This is a genomic window from Halosimplex halobium (assembly GCF_051414055.1).
Classification (GTDB): domain Archaea; phylum Halobacteriota; class Halobacteria; order Halobacteriales; family Haloarculaceae; genus Halosimplex; species Halosimplex halobium.
Genome location: NZ_JBLKNX010000031.1, coordinates 1 through 19,661 on the forward strand (window position 1 = coordinate 1; position 19,661 = coordinate 19,661).

General features: G+C 70.9%; 19 protein-coding genes. 10 read left to right on the plus strand and 9 right to left on the minus strand.

What is annotated here, in order from left to right; genetic code table 11:
* From ACMGFG_RS22985 to ACMGFG_RS23005, 5 genes are all read right to left on the minus strand, one after another.
* Positions 1 to 833: cytochrome b (locus tag ACMGFG_RS22985; protein ID WP_436932622.1), on the minus strand; the 833-nt coding region annotated here is incomplete at its 3' end.
* Positions 833 to 1,465 (minus strand): QcrA and Rieske domain-containing protein, encoded by a 633-nt coding sequence (locus ACMGFG_RS22990; protein WP_436932623.1) that lies wholly within the window; start codon positions 1,463 to 1,465, stop codon positions 833 to 835. The genes ACMGFG_RS22990 and ACMGFG_RS22985, both read right to left, overlap by 1 nt.
* 46 nt (positions 1,466 to 1,511) lie before the next feature.
* Entirely contained in the window at positions 1,512 to 2,162 is a 651-nt protein-coding gene (locus tag ACMGFG_RS22995; RefSeq protein ID WP_436932624.1) for a hypothetical protein, read from the minus strand.
* 250 nt (positions 2,163 to 2,412) lie between these two features.
* Positions 2,413 to 3,066 carry a helix-turn-helix domain-containing protein gene (locus ACMGFG_RS23000; RefSeq protein ID WP_436932625.1) on the minus strand — a complete coding sequence of 218 codons (654 nt, stop codon included), beginning with the start codon at positions 3,064 to 3,066 and terminating at the stop codon, positions 2,413 to 2,415.
* A gap of 92 nt (positions 3,067 to 3,158) precedes the next feature.
* A complete protein-coding gene (locus ACMGFG_RS23005; RefSeq protein ID WP_436932626.1) occupies positions 3,159 to 3,815 on the minus strand; it encodes a helix-turn-helix domain-containing protein in 657 nt (218 codons plus the stop codon).
* 237 nt (positions 3,816 to 4,052) lie between these two features.
* Here ACMGFG_RS23005 and ACMGFG_RS23010 point away from each other — a divergent pair, with 237 nt between their 5' ends.
* The 7 genes from ACMGFG_RS23010 to ACMGFG_RS23040 all read left to right on the plus strand — a co-directional run bounded on the left by ACMGFG_RS23010 (position 4,053) and on the right by ACMGFG_RS23040 (position 13,830).
* Positions 4,053 to 7,235, plus strand: coding sequence for a molybdopterin-containing oxidoreductase family protein (locus ACMGFG_RS23010; RefSeq protein WP_436932627.1), 3,183 nt, complete (start codon positions 4,053 to 4,055; stop codon positions 7,233 to 7,235).
* Positions 7,235 to 8,410, plus strand: coding sequence for a 4Fe-4S dicluster domain-containing protein (locus ACMGFG_RS23015; protein ID WP_436932628.1), 1,176 nt, complete (start codon positions 7,235 to 7,237; stop codon positions 8,408 to 8,410). The genes ACMGFG_RS23010 and ACMGFG_RS23015 overlap by 1 nt, the downstream gene beginning before the upstream one ends.
* Entirely contained in the window at positions 8,407 to 9,261 is an 855-nt protein-coding gene (locus ACMGFG_RS23020; RefSeq protein ID WP_436932629.1) for a TorD/DmsD family molecular chaperone, read from the plus strand. Before ACMGFG_RS23015 ends, ACMGFG_RS23020 begins: the two co-directional genes overlap by 4 nt.
* Positions 9,251 to 10,300 carry an ethylbenzene dehydrogenase-related protein gene (locus tag ACMGFG_RS23025; protein ID WP_436932630.1) on the plus strand — a complete coding sequence of 350 codons (1,050 nt, stop codon included), beginning with the start codon at positions 9,251 to 9,253 and terminating at the stop codon, positions 10,298 to 10,300. The genes ACMGFG_RS23020 and ACMGFG_RS23025 overlap by 11 nt, the downstream gene beginning before the upstream one ends.
* Complete coding sequence (locus ACMGFG_RS23030) at positions 10,297 to 11,259, plus strand: HEAT repeat domain-containing protein (protein WP_436932631.1); 963 nt, start codon at positions 10,297 to 10,299, stop codon at positions 11,257 to 11,259. The genes ACMGFG_RS23025 and ACMGFG_RS23030 overlap by 4 nt, the downstream gene beginning before the upstream one ends.
* Positions 11,252 to 11,881, plus strand: coding sequence for a hypothetical protein (locus tag ACMGFG_RS23035; RefSeq protein WP_436932632.1), 630 nt, complete (start codon positions 11,252 to 11,254; stop codon positions 11,879 to 11,881). Before ACMGFG_RS23030 ends, ACMGFG_RS23035 begins: the two co-directional genes overlap by 8 nt.
* A 143-nt stretch (positions 11,882 to 12,024) precedes the next feature.
* Positions 12,025 to 13,830: an LEA type 2 family protein gene (locus ACMGFG_RS23040; RefSeq protein ID WP_436932633.1), complete on the plus strand. Its 1,806-nt coding sequence runs from the start codon at positions 12,025 to 12,027 to the stop codon at positions 13,828 to 13,830.
* Positions 13,831 to 14,038: 208 nt separating this feature from the next.
* Here ACMGFG_RS23040 and ACMGFG_RS23045 read toward each other — a convergent pair whose 3' ends face one another.
* Positions 14,039 to 14,509, minus strand: coding sequence for a PUA domain-containing protein (locus tag ACMGFG_RS23045; RefSeq protein ID WP_436932634.1), 471 nt, complete (start codon positions 14,507 to 14,509; stop codon positions 14,039 to 14,041).
* A gap of 228 nt (positions 14,510 to 14,737) precedes the next feature.
* On the opposite strand from ACMGFG_RS23045, the gene ACMGFG_RS23050 reads away from it, so the two are divergent.
* Both ACMGFG_RS23050 and ACMGFG_RS23055 read left to right on the plus strand, forming a co-directional pair.
* Positions 14,738 to 14,923, plus strand: a complete 186-nt coding sequence (locus tag ACMGFG_RS23050) for a hypothetical protein (RefSeq protein ID WP_436932635.1) — start codon at positions 14,738 to 14,740, stop codon at positions 14,921 to 14,923.
* Between the two features lie 139 nt (positions 14,924 to 15,062).
* Positions 15,063 to 16,682, plus strand: coding sequence for an HVO_2922 family protein (locus tag ACMGFG_RS23055; RefSeq protein ID WP_436932636.1), 1,620 nt, complete (start codon positions 15,063 to 15,065; stop codon positions 16,680 to 16,682).
* Between the two features lie 55 nt (positions 16,683 to 16,737).
* Here ACMGFG_RS23055 and ACMGFG_RS23060 read toward each other — a convergent pair whose 3' ends face one another.
* On the minus strand, positions 16,738 to 17,235 hold the full coding sequence (locus ACMGFG_RS23060; protein WP_436932637.1) for a LabA-like NYN domain-containing protein: 498 nt from the start codon (positions 17,233 to 17,235) through the stop codon (positions 16,738 to 16,740).
* Positions 17,236 to 17,278: 43 nt separating this feature from the next.
* Positions 17,279 to 17,452, minus strand: a complete 174-nt coding sequence (locus ACMGFG_RS23065) for a hypothetical protein (protein WP_436932638.1) — start codon at positions 17,450 to 17,452, stop codon at positions 17,279 to 17,281.
* A 194-nt stretch (positions 17,453 to 17,646) separates the two neighbouring features.
* Between ACMGFG_RS23065 and ACMGFG_RS23070 the strand changes: the two genes are divergently transcribed.
* On the plus strand, positions 17,647 to 18,636 hold the full coding sequence (locus ACMGFG_RS23070; protein ID WP_436932639.1) for an NAD-dependent epimerase/dehydratase family protein: 990 nt from the start codon (positions 17,647 to 17,649) through the stop codon (positions 18,634 to 18,636).
* A 7-nt stretch (positions 18,637 to 18,643) separates the two neighbouring features.
* Here ACMGFG_RS23070 and ACMGFG_RS23075 read toward each other — a convergent pair whose 3' ends face one another.
* Positions 18,644 to 19,576 (minus strand): hypothetical protein, encoded by a 933-nt coding sequence (locus tag ACMGFG_RS23075; protein WP_436932640.1) that lies wholly within the window; start codon positions 19,574 to 19,576, stop codon positions 18,644 to 18,646.
* Positions 19,577 to 19,661: the final 85 nt, after the last annotated feature.

The window sequence follows — 19,661 nt, forward strand, 5'->3', positions numbered from 1 at the left end:
GCGACCCCGTCACCGCCGTCGGCGGTCGCGGCTCCGCCGCCGTCGGTCGCGGTCCCGCCGGTGGCGGCCGCGCCCTCGGCCGGCGGTGCCGGGCCGGGCACGTCGCCCTCGCGCTCGGCCTCGGTGTGTTTCTGCCGCATCAGGATCAGCATGTGGACCCCGATCAGTCCGGCGATAGCCAGCGGTATCACGAACACGTGCAGGAAGTAAAAGCGCGGGATGGTCGCCGACGACGGGAAGGATCCGCCGAAGACCAGCTTGGCGAGCGCGCCGCCGACCAGCGGGATCGACTTCGCGAGGTTGTAGCCGATCCCCGTCGCGGTGCTGGCGAACTCGTCGAACGGGAGCGCGTAGCCGGTGTAGGCGGCGCCCATCGACAGGCCGGCCAGCCCGGTCCCGACGAGCCAGTTGGGCTCGCGGGGGTTGCGGTAGGCGCCCGTGAAGAACACCCTGAGCATGTGCAGCGCCATCGAGGCGATGAACAGGTGGGCGGCCCAGTGGTGCATCCGCCGCAACAACATTCCGAAGGGCACGTCGTAGGTGATGTTCAGGACGCTCGCGAACGCCTCTGGCACCTCCTCGCCCTGGAAGCGCTCGACGCTGCCCTCGTAGGTCACGTCGCTGGTGCTCGGTTCGAAGAAGAACCCGAGGAAGGTTCCCGTCAGCACGAGCACGAGGAAACAGAACAGGGCGACCTCGCCGAGCAAAAAGGAGTCCTCGGCGGGGAACGCCTTGCCGAGGATGTCCGTCTCGGAGTCCAGGTCGAGGCGTGCGTCGACCCAGTCGTAGGCGCGGCCGAGGCGCCCGGTCCCCTCGTCGTCGCTCGTCGCCATCATTCACCCCCCGGGCCGACCGGCCCTTCGAAGTCCCCGGTGGCGACGAGGTAGCCGTCCGAGGAGAGCGTGATGGGCAGTTGCGGCAGCGCCCGCGGCGGCGGGCCGCCGACGACCGAGGCGCCGCTGGTCGGGTCGAACTTCCCGAAGTGACACGGACAGACCAGCGTCGACCCCTCGGTGTCCGAGACCATACAGCCCGCGTGCGTGCAGACCTTCGAGTAGGCGGCGTAGCCGCCGACGGTCGACTCCATGGCCGTCTCCCCGCCGTAGGCGTCCTCCGGGTAGCGGACCAAAAGCGTCGGCGCGTCGGCGATCCCCGGGCGCGGCTCCGGGAAGACGGTCATCTGCTCGCCCTCCGAGAGGGCGTTCTCCGGGACGCGGTTGCCCTCGCCGTCGACCAGCGCGACGCCGTCGGAGTACACCGGGCCGGAGTATCCGCGCTCGAAGACGCGAGTCAGGCCCATCAGCGGCGCGGCGAGGCTGCCGACGGCGGTCAGCCCGCCGACGGTCGCCAGCACCTTCGCGTAGTCACGGCGCTCCATCTCTGCGCGGGCGTCCGTGTAGATGCTCGGTCGGGTCGGTTCCTCGTCGCCGCAGCAGCCGTCGCAGGTGTCACAGTCGTCGCTCATCGGTGGCTCCCTCCGCGGAACGCGATGCTGTCGGTCGTGCGATACATCAGTGGTCCCTCCGTTCGGCGACCTCGACGTGGGGCATGAACCACGCGTAGTAGGCGACCGTCGAGCCGGCCAGCGAGAGGAACATCCCCGCGGCGTAGACGCCGAAGTACTGGGTGCGGGCCAGCGTCAGGTACTCGCCGGTGAACAGCGCCGCGAAGACGATCGCGAGGACGGTCAGTCCGCCCATCGCGACCAGCCCCTCGATGGCGTCGCTCGCGTCGTGGTACTCGACGACCCAGCGCTCCTCCGTCGAGAGCCAGGGGAGGCCGACCTGTCCACCGGCGGGACGCGCCGTCGCTGACGCGTCTCCGGTCGCTTCGGCCTGGCCGCCGTCGGCGACGGCCGCGTCGTCGGCCCCGGCGCCGGCCGCCGTGGCCGGCTCGTCGGGCCTGACCGCGCGGTTCATGAACCGGTGGGCCGCCGAGAGGACGGCCACGAGCGCCAGCAGCGCCACCCAGACGATGACGCCGACCTGGCTCGGCGAGAGCTTGTTCGGCGTGTCGACGAACCCGTCGAGCGGCCGCAGCTCCGAGACGCTCTGGTCGATGGCGATCTCCTCGCTCGGCGGCTCGCCGTGCAGCCCGACGTACCACATCGGCAGCAGGGTCATCACGACCAGGGCGACGATCAGGTAGCCGTTGCGCCGCATGGCTACGCCGCCCCCTCCCGTCGGTCGGTGCCCCGGGTCGGCGTCCCGCGGGTGCCCGAACCCGCCGGACGCCGGAGTCGCGGTCGGTCGGTCGGCAGACGAGACATCGATCCGAATATGTACCGCCGTCGCGGATAGCGATGCTCCCCGAATATTTTGGTCGTACTTGTACCGCTGTCGAGAACCGCCGGAGGGCGACGGGACAGCCTCGGCCGGCGGCGGGCGCCGCGGCGGCGGTCGCCGCGAGCCGTCACGCCGACCCCTCCAGCAGCGAGTCGAGCACCTTCGACTGGGCCGACGCGAGGTGTTCGGCGAACGTCGAGGGGGAGATGTCCAGCGCCTCGGCGACCTCGGTCGCGTTGGCCGAGCGAGGGCGCTCGAAGTAGCCCATCTCCATGGCCGTCTCCAGCACCTCCTGCTGGCGGTCGGTGAGCCGCCCGCGGTCGACCAGCACCATGTCGTCGCCCTCGCCCTCGCCGGTTCGGGCCAGCCGGTCGATGCGGACCGAGCCGTAGGCGGCGTCGAGGTCGTCGACGGCCGCCCGGACCGTCTCCACGTCGGTCGCGTGGAAGCTCAGCCGGAGCGTGCCCCGCGAGGCGCTCACGTCGGTGACCGGTACCCCCAGCCGCTCGACCGCCTCGCAGATGCAGTCGCCGGTCTCGCGGGTGAACCGCACCCGCTCCGAGCGGTCGGTCTCGAAGACGACCGAGGCGTCCTCGGGGAGGGCCGCCTCGTCGGCCTCCCCCACGAGGTCGAACTCCTCGACGACCTCGCCGTCCCCGGCCGTGCTCCACCTCGCCGACCGGGCGATCGTGTCGCCGCCGGTCGACGCCGCCACCGGACAGGCCTCCGCCGCCTCGACGGCCAGCCTGACCTGGATGCCGCCTGTCGATTCGACTCCCATGTGCGGGCGGTCGCACGCCCCACAAAAGAAGCCCGTTCGGCGCTCCCAGAGTCCGGGAACTCGCGGCGAAGCTGTTCGGCTCGCTTATGTCGTCACCCCGAATCGAGGACCATCGAGAGGACCGTCCGCTGTGCGGTCGCGAGGTGTTCGCAGGCGGTCGACAGCGCGATGTCCAGCTCCTCGGCGACCTCGCCGGCGTTGGCGCCCTTGGGCGTCTCGAAGTAGCCCATCTCGAAGGCCGTCTCCAGCACCTCCCGCTGGCGGTCGGTCAGTTCGGCCCGGTCGACGGCCACCGGGTCGTGGTCGGTCAGGTCGCAGTCGCGTTCGAGGCCGACGACGGCGACGCCGCCGAACCGCGAGCGCAGCACCTCGACGACCTCCTCCAGGCGGTCCGCGCCGGGTGTGTAAAAGGAGAGCCTGAGCCCGTCGTCGGTCGCGGCGATCTCGTCGAGCGGGTAGCCGTACTCCGAGAGGACGCCGCACACGCAGGCCGATTCGTCGACGCCGCGCTCGCGGTAGCGGACCCCCTCCTCCCACTCGAAGACGGCTTCGAGGTCGTCGTCGTCCCGCGCGCACTCGCGGATCTCCTCGGCGTCGCCCCGGAGGGTGAACTCCTGGACGAGCCGCCCGTCGTCGACGGTCCGCGAGACGCCGTCGACGCTCGCACCCGTCGTCCGCGCCGCGCGAGCGGGCGTGCAGTGGCCCGGGTCGGTGACGCGCAACTCCACCCGGAGACCGTCCGTCGACATAGAATTCCGTCGGACCGCCGACCACATAAGCGTGACTGCGATCAAACATGTTCGGCACCAGTCCCCGGTCACATAAACGGCCACAGTGCTGTGGACGGCGGGACTGAACCCCGGACGGAATATTTTCGCCCCCGTTCCAGCGAGGCAGGAACGCCCTCGCGGGTTGACGGACGGCGACGACGTGGCAGCGGATATGCGCCACACAGCGGCGACACAGGTACAGGGAGGTGAGCGGGCGTGACGCTGTCGCGACGCGACTTCCTGGCGGCCGCCGGTGCCGGGAGCGTCGGGGCCCTGGTCGGGACCGCCTGGGGCGCGACTCAGGCGGTCGACCCGGTCACGTCCGTCGACAACCCCCTGAAGTCGTACCCCAACCGCGACTGGGAGCAGGTGTACCACGACATCTACGAGTACGACGAGGTCGACTGGACGGTCTGTCACCCCAACTGCACCCAGTCGTGCGCGCTGAACTTCTACATGAAGAACGGCGTCCCCATCCGGGCCGAGCAGGTCTACCACAACGAGGAGCCCTCGGTCGGCCCGTCGGGCTACGAGGACGCCGGCGTCAGCCAGCACTGGAACCCCCGCGGGTGCATGAAGGGACTGACCCTCCATCGGCGCACCTTCGAGCCCTCGCGGATCAAGTACCCGATGGTCCGCAAGGGGTGGGACCCCGACGACCCCAACCCCGAGGGCCGCGGCGAGGACGAGTTCGAGCGCGTCTCCTGGGAGGAGGCCGTCGACCTCATCGCCGAGAAGATGGCCAACCTGGAGGACAACAAGCAGTTCCACATCTTCAACGCCATCAAGGCGGACGGCCTGTTCACCCGCCACGGCGCCGGCCGCCGGCTGGCCTCGGTCTTCGGCGGCTGCGAGTGGACCGAGTACGACTGGTACGCCGACCTGCCGCCAGGTCACGTCATCACGACGGGCTACCAGACCTCCGACTCGGACGCTTCTGCCTGGCGTCAGGCCGACTACACCATCATCCAGGGCAAAAATCTCATCCACAACAAGCTCGCGGACAACCACTTCCTGCAGGAGACCCGCGAGCGCGGCGGGAAGATGGTCGGCGTCTACCCGGACTACTCGCCCACGGTGCAGAAATGCGACCGCTGGCTGCCGGTCCGCCCCGGGAGCGACCCCGCCTTTGCCCTGGGCATCGCCTACGTCATCATCGACGAGGAGCTGTACGACGCCGAGTTCATGCAGCAGTTCACCAGTCTCCCCCTCCTGGTCCGCGAGGACGACGGCAAGTACCTCCGCGCCCACGAGGTGTTCGAAGACCACGAGGCCCCGCCGGAAGATCCCAAACACCAGCACGAGGCCAACGACTGGGGCGACTTCGTCGCGGTCGGCGAGGACGGTGACCTCGTCGCCGTCACACGAGAGGACGTGGGCGAGGAGACGCCGACGACGCCCAAACTGGACATCGAACGGGAGGTCGAACTGGCCGACGGGTCGACCGTCGCGGTGCGCTCGGACTTCGCGCGCCAGCGCGACAACATCCTGGAGAACTACGACCCCGAGACCGTCGAGGAGATCACGACCATCCCCGCCGACGCCCTGCGGACGACCGCCCGGGAGTTCGCCGACGCCGAGAAAGGCCAGTGGTTCACCGGCGAGGGGATCAACCACTGGTTCCACTCCAACGACTCGCTGCAGCGCGCCGTGTTCTTCGTCCAGTCGATGCTGGGCAACATCGGCAGCCCGGGCCAGGGCTACTACAACTACTCCGGCCAGTACAAGATCGAACTGCTGGACGGCTACCCCCACTACGTCAACCCCGACGGCCACAGCGCCCACGGGATGTACCCCGGCTACGCATTCGCCTTCTTCGGCGGCGAGAACCTCGACCCCCACCAGGTGCGGGGCGACTTCGACGAGGATCTGGACCTCGTGCCGCAGGGCGACGCCGACGAGCCGGTGATGCCCACCGAGGCGGAGTCGTACACGATGTCCAAGCCGGAGATCCTGTGGACGATGAACTGCAACCTCCTGAACCAGACGAAACACCAGGAGCACGTCATCGAGAACTTCGTGAAACACCCCGACACCGGCAACGAGTGTTTCATCGTCTCGGACATGCACATGACCTACTCCGCGCGCCACGCGGACATCGTGCTCCCGGTGCCCTCCTGGCTGGAGTGTGAGTACCCCGACATCACCGTCGGTCCGGAGAACCCCTTCGTCCACATGGACCACGGGGTGATGGACCCCATCTACGACACCAAGCAGGACGGCGAGGCCGTCGCGATGGTCGCCGAGAAACTCGACGAGAAGATCCCCCCGGAGGAGCGCAACGTCGACTCCTACCGGGCGTACTTCGACAAGTTCCTCGACGACGACAAGGACCCCATCGAGTACATCAAGGAGACCTTCGACAAGGGGATCACCACCCGAAGCATCGACGTCGAGGACCTCTGGGACGGCCCCGAACGGCTGGATCTCAAGACCTACCCGAGGATCCCCTTCTACTCGCAGGTCCACGAGGACAAGCCGTTCTACACGAAGACCGGCCGGATGGAGTTCCACAAGGAGGAGGACCGGTTCCTCGAACTCGGCCGCGACGACCTGGACCACGTCGAGAGCGTCGAGGGCACGCCCTACGGCGTGAACCAGAAGTGGGAGGAGGCGAAAGACGAGGAGAATCCCCTCTACCACGACGAGGGCAACCAGTTCTACTACAACACCCCTCACCCGAAGTACCGGACTCACTCCTCGTGGGGGATGACCGACTGGAACCTCATCTGGTCGTCGCGGGACTTCGGGAGTCCCAACGCCGACCCCGAGGGAACCGAGCGGCTGGTCGACGACTTCTCGTTCCCGTCGGGCGAGGGCGAGACAGACGACGCGCCGCCGCTGGGCGAGGCGTTCGTCGAGATCCACCCCGAGGACGCAGAAGAGATCGACGTGGAGACCGGCGACTACGTTCGCATCTCGGGCAAGCGCGGCGACCTGGTCGTGCGGGCGATGGTCAGCGAGCGCCAGCGGCCCCGGTCGGCCGGCGACATGGGTCAGCTGACCATCTGGCACGGCTGGTGGCCACAGCACTTCCCCGACGACGAGGAAGACGAGGACGGCGTCAAGGGGTACAACACGACGACGAACATCTGGCTGGACCCCCTCCAGGAGACCGACGACCTGGTCCACAAGGCCGTCTTCGGCGACCCGAACGTCTCCGACGAGGTGCCCGACGAGGTCGTCTGGAAGGGCGCCAAGCTCGAACACGGCTACGAGGAGACCGTGTGGGCGCCGACGGGGACCAACCGCGACGACCTCGTCGACGTGGAGAAGTACGCCGAGGCCGACTGGAAACCCGGCGACGCCCGGCAGGACGAGACGTTCCAGAGCTACGTGAGCGGATCGCTGCAGGACAGCTCGTCGACCGACGCGACACCGACGGAGAGTGACGACTGATGCCACAGGTAGAGAACCCGCAACTCGGACGGAGCCACGACTACCCCTACGAACGCCGCGAGGAGGAGCGCGACTACCACTGGGGGATGGTCGTCAACACGAACCGCTGTATCAACTGCAACACCTGCTCCTTTGCCTGCAAGTCCACCTGGACCTCCGGCAAGGGCGAGGAGTACATGTGGTGGATGAACGTCGAGACCGAGCCCTACGGCGGCTACCCGATGGGCTGGGACATGCGCCTGCTCGACGACCTGGACTCCGGTGAGACCATCTACGAGGCCGCCGAACAGGGCGAGCGAGTACGAGGATACATCGCCGACAAGGAGGAGTGGGAGTACCCCGCCCTGGGCGACGACCAGGTCCACGGCGAGTACCCCACCGGTGAGGTCGTCGAGAGCGACCTCGACGAGGGCGAGTACCACGACATCTGGCAGTTCTACCTGCCCAGGCTGTGCAACCACTGCAAGAACCCCGCCTGTCTCGCGGCCTGTCCGCGCCAGGCCATCTACAAGCGCGAGGAGGACGGCATCGTCCTGTTAGACCAGGAGCGCTGTCGGGGCTACCGCAAGTGCGTGAAGGGGTGTCCGTACCACAAGCCGATGTACAACCCCGAGACCGGCGTCTCGGAGAAGCCCGTCGGCTGTTACCCCCGCATCGAGGAGGGGTTCGTCCCGCGGTGTGTCTCCTCGTGTATCGGGAAGACGCGGCTGCACGGCAACATCAACCGCGGCCCCGACGCCGAGTCCCCGGGCGGCGACGCGCCGGGTGGTCGGTCGCCGATCAACTACCTCGTCCACTCCGACGAGAAGGTGGCGCTGCCGCTGTATCCGCAGTTCGGCACCCGGCCACAGGTGTTCTACATGCCGCCCTACCACGTGCCGCCGGAGTTCCTCACGCAGATGTTCACGCCCAACGAGGAGGTCAAGCGCAACGACTGGCCCGGCGACACCTACCGGGAGTCGATCGAGATCGTCCAGGAGCGGGTTCGCAACCCCTCCCACCACGTCCTCGGCATCCTCCAGCTGTTCGGCGCGACGACGAAGCTCGTCGAGACGTACAACGTCAAGGAGCACCGCGTGAAGGGCTGGGACCGCGACGGCAACAAGGTCGTCGACGTGCCCTTCGAGGAGCAGCTGGAGGTCAAAGAGGGCGAGATGTGGACCAACCAGCCATGACGCGACTCGACGACGCGGACCCCGAGTCCGCACGGTCCGGCATCGACCCGGAAGCGGCGACCGACGGGTCGCCTGCCGACGGCCCGCCGACCGACGACCCGCGCCCGGTCGACGACCGCGACGGCGACCGCGAGGCCCGCGAGCGGCTCCACGGCGCCCGGGCGACGCTGTACGCGGCCGTCGGCGGCGCGTTCTGCTACCCCGAGGTGGAGACGCGGGCGACGCTGACCGCCCACGACGCCCGCGACGGGGTCCTGCAGGCGGCCGAGCGGCTGGGGCTGCGCGACGAGGCCGACCGGTTCCTCGACGCGGTGGCCGACGCCGCCGTCTCGGACCTGGAGGCGGCGTACAACGACCTGTTCGGCCTCCCCGACGGCGGCGAGTACCCGGTCGTCCCCTACGAGGCCCACTACACGACGGGCTCGGACGTTGGCGAGTCCCAGCGCCGCATCGCGGCGGTCGTCGGGCTGATGGAGACGTTCGGCGTCGAGCCCGCCGACGACTTCGCCGAGCGCCAGGACCACGTCGCCGCCGAACTGGAGCTGATGCAGGTCGTCGCCGCCCAGCGCGCCGCGGCGGTCCACGAGGGCGACGAGGAGGCGGCCGCGCGGCTGGCCGACGCCGAGCGGACGGTCGTCGACACCCACCTCGCGGAGTTCGTCCCCGCGCTGGCCCACGACGTAGACGCGGCGGTCGGGGACGACCCCGCCGACGGCGAGCGGGCCTACCGCGCGGCCGCGCGGCTGGCCGCCGAACTGGTCAAACGCGACCATGCGGCCCGCGGCGGGGGCGATCAGGAGGACGGTGAAACCGACGACGCCGCCGGGGAGGTGAGCGACGATGGCGAGTGACGACCCGTCCGGCGGGCCGCTCGGGCGCCTGGCCGGTCGCGTCCCGCTCGACCGGAGCGCGGCGACGCGGGCGACGACGCTCGCGGTCGTGGCGGTCGCGCTCCTGCTCGCGGCCCAGGCCGCGGTCGCCGCGGCGGTGACCGGCGGGAGCCAGCCGCTCGAACAGGTCCAGCAAGTGCCCTCGGAGCCGACGGCCTCCGCCTGGGAGGCCGCGCCGACGCGGACGGTGTCGCTGTCGAAACAGCAGATGGCGCCACCGTTCGGTGGCGGGAGCGTCGACGAACTCGACGTGCAGACGGTCGCCAACGAGAGCCACGTCGCGGTGCGGCTCTCGTGGGAGGACCCGACGCGGGACGCCAACATCGCCGCGCCGAACAACTTCAGCGACGGCGCGGCGGTGATGCTCAAGGCCGGCGACCAGCCGCCGATCACGATGGGCGCCGCGGGCACGCCGGTGAACATCTGGTACTGGCGGGCCAGCTGGCGCCACGGCCCCGAGCGGGCCCCGGGGACCGGCGACATGTACGCCTACCCGCACAACGACTCGCTGACGATGCCCGGCCGGCAGGCCGGCAACCCGCTGTCGCGAGCGAGTTACGAGGACGGCGCGCAGAACTACTACGCGAAGGGCTACGGTTCGCTGAGCTACGCGCCGGCCCAGCCGGTCGACGCCCGCGGCGAGCGCACCGACGACGGCTGGCGGGTCACCTTCGTCCGCAACCGCACGGGGGCCGGGCAGTACGACGCGCCGCTGACCGACGAGCAGGTGTACGTCGCCTTCGCCGTCTGGAACGGCAGCGCCGACGAGGTCAACGGCCAGAAGTCGATCACGCTGCAGTACTCGACGCTCGACCCCGACACGGGCAACCTCTCCGTGCCCGACACCGGTGGCGCGGCGAGCGGGAGCGTCCTGCAGGTCGGCGGCGGCAACGAGACCGGCGGCGCCGACGGACGGGCGCTGGCCATCCCCGGGTTCGTCAGCGGGGTCGTCCTCGCGGCCGTCCTCGTCTGGCTGGTCACCTACTGGAGGGCAGTATGACCGACGAATACGACAACTGGAGTGCCCGCGGACGGGCCCCGGCCGACGACGAGGCGGGACTACGGGCGGCGCTGTCCGACGACCAGCCGCGCAAGCGCGACGCCGCGCTCGCGCTCGTCGACGCGGCCGAGGAGGGGCTGTCCGACGAGACGGTCGACGCCCTCGCAGAGACGGCCCGCTCGGCCGGCGACCCGGACACCCGGCAGTTCGCCGTCGAGGCGCTCGGCGTGGCCGGCCGGGGCGAGGAGACCATCGTCGCCGCGCTCGACGACTCCGACGAGTGGGTCCGCGCCGAGGCCGTGGTGGCGCTGTCGCGGGTCGCCCCCGGCGCGAGCGACCGGTTGCGGGCGGCGCTGGACGACGACCACGGCGCAGTCCGGCGGAACGCGCTCATCGCGCTGGCGCGGACCGACGCCGCCGGCGCCGAGACACTGGCCGACCGGCTGAAGTCCGACCCCAGCCCCGCGGTCCGGGAGTACGCCGCCCAGTACCTGCCCGACGCGGCCGGGACCGAGCGGGCCGTCCGCCTGCTCGCGGCGGTGCTCGCCCGCGATCCGGGCTCGTTCGTCCGCGCGAAGGCCGCCGAAGGGCTCGGCGACCTGGGGACCGACCGCGCCGAGGAGGCCCTGGAGACCCACGGGCTGGAGGACCGCAGCGACGACGTGCGGAAGACCGCCGAACGGGCACTCGCCCGCTCGAAGGGCGTCGACCCCGAGGAGATCGACGCCGCCGGGCCACGCGGCGGCGACCCGGACGGCGAGCGACCGCGCCCGCCCGGCGGGGCCGACGCACCGCCGGGACGCGTCGACGACGGGCCGGCCGACGGGCCCCGCCCGGTCGACGACACGGCAGGCCGGGTGGGCTCTCATCCCGGTCCGGACCCGCGGCCGCAGGGCTACGGGGACGGACCGCCCCGCGACCGCCCCCACCGCGACGGGAGTGATTCAGACCATGAGTGACGACACCGAGCCCTACTCGCTGGACGCACAGCCCGAGACCACCGAGGGCGGCGGGGAGCCGTCCGACGACGAGGAGGCGAGAGGCGTCCCGATCCCGGACGAGCACGTCGGGGCGTTCGTCGCGGAGGCGTTCGAGGACGCCGAGCGGTCGACGACCTGGGCGGAGGTGGTCGACGCGATGGTCGCGCCGGCGGCCCGCGACGAGTGGGCGGAGCTGTCGGCCGTCGAGCAGGCCGTCGAAGTGCTCCGGCAGGCCGCCGAGTACGACCGCCGGGCGACCGACGAGCTGGAGCGGATCCCCACGAACCGTGCGGAGCCGACCCCCGAGATCCGGTCGTCGTTCGAGGAGGCCAAACGGCTGCGGCGCAACGCCGACGCCTTTCGCGACGGCGTCGCCACCGGCTACGCAGAGGGCCGGATCGACGACGAGGAACTCGTCGCGGCGGTCGAACGCTCCGAGTTCGACACCACTCAGATCGCCCGCCGGGAGGACGCGCTGGAGTCGGTGACCGCCGTCTACGACTTCGACTACCGACCCTACGGCGGCACGCTGTTCGACGAGGACCAGGCGGCCGACGAGGAAGGCGGCGGGCCCGACCCCAGCATCCCCGAGACGTTCTGAGAGGGGATCCCGACGGTTCACGCCCCGCGTCCTGCGGTCCCACACGGGGCCCACGCACGACCAACACTCGGAACACGCGGCCGTTATCGATCCCGGGACCCGGGGCGAGACGTTTTTCCGGGTCCGGGAGCTTGGCCCCGGCAATGGTATCCAGGCGTCGGGTCAAGCGGTTTCTCGCCGGGTCGGCAGCGGTCCTCCTCGCGGTCGGGGTCGTCCTGGCGGCTCTCGTCGCCACGGGCGTCCTCGCGGCGCCGGCCGTGGGGAGCGTCGAGAGCGAGTGGGGGACCGTGACGGCGGAGTCGACGGCCATCGAGACGACCGCGACCGTCGACAACCCCAACCCAGTCGGCGTCCCGGGCGTCGTCAGCGTGGCCTACACCGCGCGGCTCAACGACGTGGTGCTCGCGCGCGGCGAGAAATCCGGCGTCGGGTTCCCCGCGGGGACGAGCCGGCTCCGGCTCTCGACGGAGATGAACAACGACCGGATCGCCGACTGGTGGGTCGCCCACGTGAACGACGGCGAGACCTCGGAGCTGCGGGTCACCGCGACGGTCTCCGGGCCCGGGTTCTCGCGGGGGATCCCCGCCCAGCGCTCGACCGTCGAGACGGACCTGCTCGGCGGGTTCGCGACCGGGGAGGCGCGGACCGTCCGCTTCCGCGGCGACCCGTTCCTCGTCGTCGGGAACGGGACCGCCGCGTGGGGCGACGCGGACGGGTCGGTGACGCCGCTGTCGGTCTCCTCGACGGTCGAGAACGTCCACGACTACCCCGTCACGCTGGACGGCGTCGACTACGTCGTCGAGATGAACAACGTCACCCTGGCGGAGGGCCGCCAGCGCTCGGGGATCGACGTGGCTCCCGGCGAGACGGGCACCCTCGACGTGCGGATGGGCCTCGACTCGGCGAAGATGGCCGACTGGTGGGCGACCCACGTCCGGGCCGGCGAGCGGAGCAACCTCTCGGTGGCGCTGTACGGCCTCGTCGAGCGCGACGGCGGCTACGAGCGGGTGCCGATCCGGGTCTACGAGCGGTCGCTCGAACTGGAGACGGACGTGCTCGGCGGCGGCGCGGCGTCGGTGACCGCCCGGAGCCCGCCCGAGCGGGACACCGAGTTCGAGCGTCCACGGATCGTCGGCGCCGACCGCGAGTGGGGCGCCGTCACCGACGCGACCACAGAGATCCGGACCAGCGTCGCTATCGACAACCCCAACGACGAGCGAATCAACGACCTGCTCGCGCTCGAAACCACCCAGCGCACGACTATCAACGGCATCACCGTCGCGCGGGGCGACCACCGGACCGACGGCCTCGACGCCGGCCGGTCGGCGTTCGAACTCGTCTCGGCGATGAACAACTCGAAGGTGCCCGCGTGGTGGGCCCGCCACCTCAACGGCGGCGAGCGCTCGACGGTCGCCACCGACCCCGGCGTCCGCGCGGACCTCGGCTTCACCAGGTTCGACGTGGCCGTCCCCAACCGCACGAGCGAGTTCCGGACGGACCTGCTTGCGGGGATGGGCGGCGACGCCGAGACCGTCGCGGTCGGCGGCGAGCCCGCGCTGGTCGTCCGGTCCGAGACCGCTGCGTGGGGCCACGCGACCCCCGAGCGGGCCCCGATCCTCGTGAACGCGACGCTGGCGAACGAGCGACGGGTTCCGGTGAACGTGACTGCCATCGACTACCGCGTGGCGCTGAACGACGTGGTTCTGGCCGACCGGACGGTCCCCGAGCACTACCGCGTCGCCCCCGGCGAGACCCGGTCGGTCGGCTTCGAGATGGTCCTCGACAACGGCCGGATGGACGAGTGGTGGGTCACCCACGTCCGCCGCGGCGAGTCCACGAACGTCTCGGTCACCGTCACCGCGACCGTCGAGACGCCGCGCGGCTCCGAGACCGTCGAACTCGACTCGCTGGGCCGCAACGGGACGATGACCACCGACGTGCTCGGCTGACGGTTCTCCCGAGATAGCCCACAACGTTCGACGTGCCCGAGGGCTTTCGTCGCCTGCTGTCGACTGCGGTAGACACGACAGTTAGCGAACGTGGCAGGAGATTTCATCGCCCACCGTCGAGCGCAGTCGCGGTCACTCCGTGCGAACCAGTACGAGCAGACACAGCCTATCAGCCCACACCGCGACCGGCCGAACCCGGCGCGGCCACTCAGTCCTCGGCTTCGGCGCTGTCGCGGACGAAGACGGCGACGCCCGTCTCGAAGTCCAGCATGCTCTCGCCGGCCAGTTCGGCGCGGCCGACGGCGAGCACCTCGCCGCGCTCGTGAGTGACGAGCACCTCGTCGCCCGGCCGAATCTCCGAGTCGGCCGCGCGCACGAACTTGGCGAAGGCGTTGCGCCCCTCGCGGACGAACGGCTCGCTCTCGTCGCCGACGACGACGCGATAGGCGCCGTCGGCGAGTCCGTCGTGCAGTCGCCGGCCGCCGGCCACGCCGAGGGTGAACCGGCCGTCGGTCGCGTAGGTGACCAGCCGGCCCTCGTCGGCGATCACCTGCCTGGGCCGGCCGGAGCTGGTGTGGGTCACCTCCGGGTCGCCGTCGCCGAACAGCGCCCGCCCGGCACTGCGACCCCACTGGTAGTCGGCCACCCGCGTCAGCATCCCCCGGTCCTCGTCGTCCATCGGACGAGCGTTCGCTCCGTCCCGTCTTGTATCTGTCTCACTCGACTGGCTCCCCTCGGGACCGCTCGCCGCCGGGGACCAGCCCGCCCTCGACCCCTTTGCCGTGCCTCGACTCTCTGTGCCGTGCTACCACACACCGAAGTATCCCGTATCGATCACGATCGATCGTGCCCGTGTGACGCGGTTTCAGGAGAATTTATACGGATCGATTACCAACCTGCACTCGTTATGACAGAGACAGATTCGCGGAAGATCGCGTTCGGGGTCGTGCTGCTGGCGATCAGCACGGTCCTCATCTTCGGGCCGGGGGCGCTCAGCGTCAGCCTGCCCGTCGCCGCCATCGCCGCCGGGACGCTCGGCCTCGCCGCCGGCGCCTTGCTCGTCGGGACCGCGGACCCGGGCCGCCCGGTCTGAACGGGCCCCATCGAACGACGCCGCAACGACACCGACTGTCGCTTTCTCTCCCTCTGCTTCGTCTCCCCGTAGCGTCGCCCCCGTCGGTAAACCGTAGTGCATCTTTAACTATCTACGATCCGATTATAAGAACGAAAACATGTCGAGTGAACCGTCCAGTCCGGACGCGATGGTCCAGTGGTATCGAGACCGGATCGCGGAACCGACGACGAACGACGAGGTGTACGGCTACTGGGTGTTCGTGTTCGGGATCCTGCTGGGGATCCTCGGCATCCTGCTGTTCCTGACCAGCGACGTGACGACGGCGACGACGACCGGGAAGGCCGGGATCGCGCTGGCCGCCGTCTCGCTCGTCCTGCTGATGATCGGGCCGGTGATCCGGCTGCCGCTCCAGCGGACGGCCAACCTGGTCTCCTACGCCGGCGGGTTCGTCGCCCTGCTCGGCGTCCTCGGGTTCATGGTCGCCTACCCCGGCTGGCGGGACTCCGGGCTCGCCGTCCCGGTCATCTCGCTGTTCGCGTTCGGCCTCGTGCTGATCGCCGTCGGCGCGGCGCTGGTCCCGGTCATCGGCGGGACGCGACGGGTACCGGCCGCCGAGGACGACGTGGCCGCCGACCCCGCCGAGCCGGCACCGGCCGGGTCCGCAGCGACCGACCCGGAGCCGGCCGTCGACGGCGACGACCTCGGGGGAACGACCGCGGCCCCGGCGACGGAGGAGCCGGAGTCGGAGCCGGTCGCGGAGACGGCCGAGAGCAAGGCCCGCTTCGAGGTGTTTGAGGACCGCGGCGGCAAGTGGCGCTGGCGGCTGCGCCACCGCAACGGCAACATCATCGCCGACAGCGCCCAGGGGTACAGCTCCCGCCAGAAGGCCGAGCAGGGCCTGGAGAGCGTCCGCACGAACGCGGCCGGCGCGGCCGCCGTCCGCGAGGAGGTCGAGGTCGAACCCGAAGAGGAGCCGGCCGACGCGCCGTACCCGCCGGGCGAGAGCCAGGGCACCTTCGAGGTGTACGAGGACGCCGCCGGCGAGTACCGCTGGCGGCTCGTCCACCGCAACGGCAACATCGTCGCCGACGGCGGCGAGGGCTACGCCGACCGCGACGCGGTCGAGGAGGCCGTCGAGCGCGTCCGCGACTACGTCGGCGAGGCCGACTACCTGCGGATCGACCCGACGGCGTTCGAGGTGTACCGCGACGCCGCCGACGAGTGGCGCTGGCGGCTCATCCACCGCAACGGCGAGATCCTCGCCGACGGCGGCGAGGGTTACGCCTCCCGCACCAACGCCCAGGAGGGCGTCGAGCGGGTCCGCGAGACCGCCGCCGACCGCGACGCCTTCGAGATCTTCGAGGACGCGGCCGGCGAGTACCGCTGGCGGCTCGTCGCGAGCAACGACGAGATCATCGCCGACGGCGGCCAGGGCTTCGCCTCCGAGCGCGGCGCCCGCGACTCGATCGGGCGGGTCCGCGAGTACGTCGACGAGGCCACCGCGCTGGACTACAGCGACGCCGCCTTCGAGGTCTTCGAGGACTCCGCCGGGGAGTTCCGCTGGCGGCTGCGCCACGAGAACGGCCAGATCCTCGGGGACAGCGGCCAGGGCTATGCCTCGCGGACGGGCGCCATCGAGGGCCTCCGCAGCGTCAAGCGCAACGCGCCCAACGCCGACCTGACGGACCTGGACGCGACCGACGAGTCGGATGCGGACCCGAGCGACGACGCGGACGCTGACGGGTCAGACGGAGACGAAGCCGAGGACGAAGAGTAGACCGCGCTACCCGTTTTTTCGAGCGCCACCACACGCGGAGCGCCGGCGGGTTCGTTCAGAGCAGGAACCGGTCGGTGTCCCCGCTCATGTCGGTGAACTCGTCGGCCGCGGCGACCAGTTCCTCGGCGGTCGACTCCTGGAAGGCCATCACTTCGGTCCGGACGCCCTCGTGGCGGAGATGCGAACAGAGCCGCGAGAAGTCGCCGTCGCCGGTCGCGAGGACGACGGTGTCGACGTGGTTGGCGAGGGTGACGGCGTCGAGGCTCATGCCCACGTCCCAGTCGGCCTTCTTCGAGCCGTCGCCGAAGGTCTTGATGTCCTTGATGCGGGTCTCGAAGCCGATGTCGACGAGCGCCTCGAAGAAGGACTCCTCTTCGGGGGCGTCGGCCCGGATGACGTAGGCGACGGCGCGGGTCAGCTGGCGGTCGGCGACGGCGGCGTCGAGCAGCTCGGCGTAGTCGATGTTGCGCGTGTAGAGGCTGCGAGCGGTGTGATAGAGGTTCTGCGCGTCGGCGAGCACCGCGACGCGCTGTCCCGGGTGGACGTTTTCCATGCCGGTTGCTGGCGCGCCCGCCCGGATAGCTCTTTGGCTCCGTTCAGGTCCAGGCCGCCAGACACTCCAGCGAGCAGAAGGGCAGGTCCACGGTCGCGCTCGCGCCCCCGTCGGTCCTGGCCCCCTCGTCGTCCGCGCCGTCGCCGGCGTCGCCGTCGACGTGTGCCCGGAGCGTGTACGCTGGTTCCCCGTCCGCCCGACAGTTCGCACACTTCATGTGGACCTCTCACACACGAACCACCGTTGTTATTCACCGTATAACGGGAGGCTCGACGGCGAAATCTCCGGCGTTCGGGGACGGAACGACTCCGGGCCCGATTCTCCCTGTCGACATGTCGACGCACCGTCCGGGCCCGGTTCCCGCCGCCCGGGGTCGCCGGACTTTACCGCCGGGAGCGCCCACGCTCTCGCATGACGCGACACGCGCTGTTCGTCGGCGGCACCCGCTTCATCGGCCGCCGCGCCGTCCGGGCGTTCCGCGAGGCCGGCTACGACGTGACCGTCTTCCACCGCGGCGAACACGAGAGCCCGTTCGCCGACGACGAGGGGGTCGACCACCTCCACGGCGACCGCACCGACGACGGCGACCTCGCCGATGCGGCCGCCCGCGACCCCGACGTGGTCGTCGACCTGGTGGCCTACCAGCCCCGGGAGGTCCGCGCCGCGACCCGCGCCTTCGACGGCGCCGACGCCTACGTCTACGTCTCCAGCGGCGCCGCCTACGGCGCCGAGGAAGTCCCGAAACGGGAGGACGAGACCGACCTCGAACCATGCACCGAGCAGCAGGCGACCGACGACTCGGGGGCGACCTACGGCGCGCGCAAGGCCGAGGGCGACCGCGCCGTCTTCGCCGCCGCCGAAGACGGTGTGAACGCCATGAGCGTCCGCCCCTGCGTCGTCTACGGCCCCCACGACTACACCCGGCGGTTCGACTACTGGGTCCAGCGCGTGGCGAACTACGACCGGGTGCTGGTCCCCGGCGACGGCACCAACCTCTGGCACCGGGTCAGCGTCGAGAACGTGGCCCGCGCGCTGCGGGTCGTCGCCGAGGAGGGGACGACCGGCGAAGCGTACAACGTCGGCGACTGGACGCTGGAGACCCTGCGCGAGACGGTCGAGACCGTCGCGGACGCGCTCGATACGGAGGTCGAGGTCGTCACCGCCGGGGAGCGCGAACTCGCCGCGGGCGGGCTGGAGCCGGACGACTTCCCGCTCTATCGGGACCCGCCGCACGTCCTCGATACGAACAAACTGCGGTCGCTGGGGTGGGAGCCACAGTCGCCGAGGGAGGCAGTGGCGGAGACCGTCGAGGCGACGCCGGACCGCGACGCCGACGAAGCGCAGGAGGGGCCCGACCGTGCGTCCGAAGAGCGGGTGCTCGGCGTTCTAGACACGCTGTGATCGGCGTTCAGACCCCGCCGGTCCCGACCAGAAATGCGACCGCGTCCCTGGCGACGACGAACGCCGCGTAGGACAGCGCCGGCGGGAGCAGCGAGTCCGTCCGCTCGTAGGCGTAGGCACTGACTCCCACGAGGCCGACCTCCGCGAGGCCGAGCGCCGCGCCGGCGGCCCCGTCGAGTCCGGTGGCCCACTGGGCGAGGGCGCCGACGGCGAACATCGCGAGCGGGAGCGCGGAGAGTGCCGACAACCAGCTGCGGTCGAACGTGTCGGCGGCGTACACCGGCAGCGCGATGCTGGCGATCAGCAGGAGCGTCACGACCGCGACTCGCAGCGGGAGCCCCCTGGAGACCAGCTCCGTCGGCCCGACCGTCCCGATCAGCAGCGTCGTCAGCCCGACGGCCACCGCCGGCCGCCCGGCCGACCGGAGCGTCCGCTGGACGACCGCGTGAGTGACGAGCACGTACACGGGCAGGCCCAGGAACAGGACCAGCGCCGTGAGCGTCGCGGCGACGACGGGGTCGGTTCCGGGGCCGTACGACGACCCCGTCAGCGCCGTCAGGCTCGTCCCCGTCGCCCCGGCGAGGAGTTCGACGGCCCCGACCGCCGCGACGGGCGCCGCCGCGGCCGCGCCGACCAGCGGCAGGTCCGCCCGGCCGGGCAGCGCCAGCGAGACCGGCCGGTCACGAACGCTCGCGTACGCGGCAGTGAACGCGACCGTTCCGGCGACGACGACGGCGCTGGTGGTCAGCGCCGTCGCGACCAGACTGCCGGCGCCGGTCCCGGCGAGCGCGCCCGGACGAACGGCCGACTCGACCGCACCTGCCACCGGCCACAGCGCGTGGATCCAGAGGACGAAGGCGCCGAACGCCGCGACCGCGATGGCGCCTTCGCGCGCGAGCGTCCCCTCCTCGAAGGGGACTCGAACTCGTGTGGGAACCATGTCGGCGGCACCTGATCTTCAGATAGTATAAACGCCTCGACCGTTCGCCCGTTCAACCGACGGTTGAAGCGCTCGGACGCCGACC

What these genes read in the sequence shown, in the direction of transcription:
- ACMGFG_RS22990 (WP_436932623.1), bottom strand. Translation starts at nt 1,465, where the DNA reads ATGAGCGACGACTGTGACACCTGCGACGGCTGCTGCGGCGACGAGGAA.
- ACMGFG_RS23040 (WP_436932633.1), top strand. Translation starts at nt 12,025, where the DNA reads ATGGTATCCAGGCGTCGGGTCAAGCGGTTTCTCGCCGGGTCGGCAGCG.
- ACMGFG_RS23035 (WP_436932632.1), top strand. Translation starts at nt 11,252, where the DNA reads ATGAGTGACGACACCGAGCCCTACTCGCTGGACGCACAGCCCGAGACC.
- ACMGFG_RS23075 (WP_436932640.1), bottom strand. Translation starts at nt 19,576, where the DNA reads ATGGTTCCCACACGAGTTCGAGTCCCCTTCGAGGAGGGGACGCTCGCG.
- ACMGFG_RS23060 (WP_436932637.1), bottom strand. Translation starts at nt 17,235, where the DNA reads ATGGAAAACGTCCACCCGGGACAGCGCGTCGCGGTGCTCGCCGACGCG.
- ACMGFG_RS23005 (WP_436932626.1), bottom strand. Translation starts at nt 3,815, where the DNA reads ATGTCGACGGACGGTCTCCGGGTGGAGTTGCGCGTCACCGACCCGGGC.
- ACMGFG_RS23050 (WP_436932635.1), top strand. Translation starts at nt 14,738, where the DNA reads ATGACAGAGACAGATTCGCGGAAGATCGCGTTCGGGGTCGTGCTGCTG.
- ACMGFG_RS23030 (WP_436932631.1), top strand. Translation starts at nt 10,297, where the DNA reads ATGACCGACGAATACGACAACTGGAGTGCCCGCGGACGGGCCCCGGCC.
- ACMGFG_RS23065 (WP_436932638.1), bottom strand. Translation starts at nt 17,452, where the DNA reads ATGAAGTGTGCGAACTGTCGGGCGGACGGGGAACCAGCGTACACGCTC.
- ACMGFG_RS22995 (WP_436932624.1), bottom strand. Translation starts at nt 2,162, where the DNA reads ATGCGGCGCAACGGCTACCTGATCGTCGCCCTGGTCGTGATGACCCTG.
- ACMGFG_RS23015 (WP_436932628.1), top strand. Translation starts at nt 7,235, where the DNA reads ATGCCACAGGTAGAGAACCCGCAACTCGGACGGAGCCACGACTACCCC.
- ACMGFG_RS23000 (WP_436932625.1), bottom strand. Translation starts at nt 3,066, where the DNA reads ATGGGAGTCGAATCGACAGGCGGCATCCAGGTCAGGCTGGCCGTCGAG.
- ACMGFG_RS23025 (WP_436932630.1), top strand. Translation starts at nt 9,251, where the DNA reads ATGGCGAGTGACGACCCGTCCGGCGGGCCGCTCGGGCGCCTGGCCGGT.
- ACMGFG_RS23070 (WP_436932639.1), top strand. Translation starts at nt 17,647, where the DNA reads ATGACGCGACACGCGCTGTTCGTCGGCGGCACCCGCTTCATCGGCCGC.
- ACMGFG_RS23055 (WP_436932636.1), top strand. Translation starts at nt 15,063, where the DNA reads ATGTCGAGTGAACCGTCCAGTCCGGACGCGATGGTCCAGTGGTATCGA.
- ACMGFG_RS23020 (WP_436932629.1), top strand. Translation starts at nt 8,407, where the DNA reads ATGACGCGACTCGACGACGCGGACCCCGAGTCCGCACGGTCCGGCATC.
- ACMGFG_RS23045 (WP_436932634.1), bottom strand. Translation starts at nt 14,509, where the DNA reads ATGGACGACGAGGACCGGGGGATGCTGACGCGGGTGGCCGACTACCAG.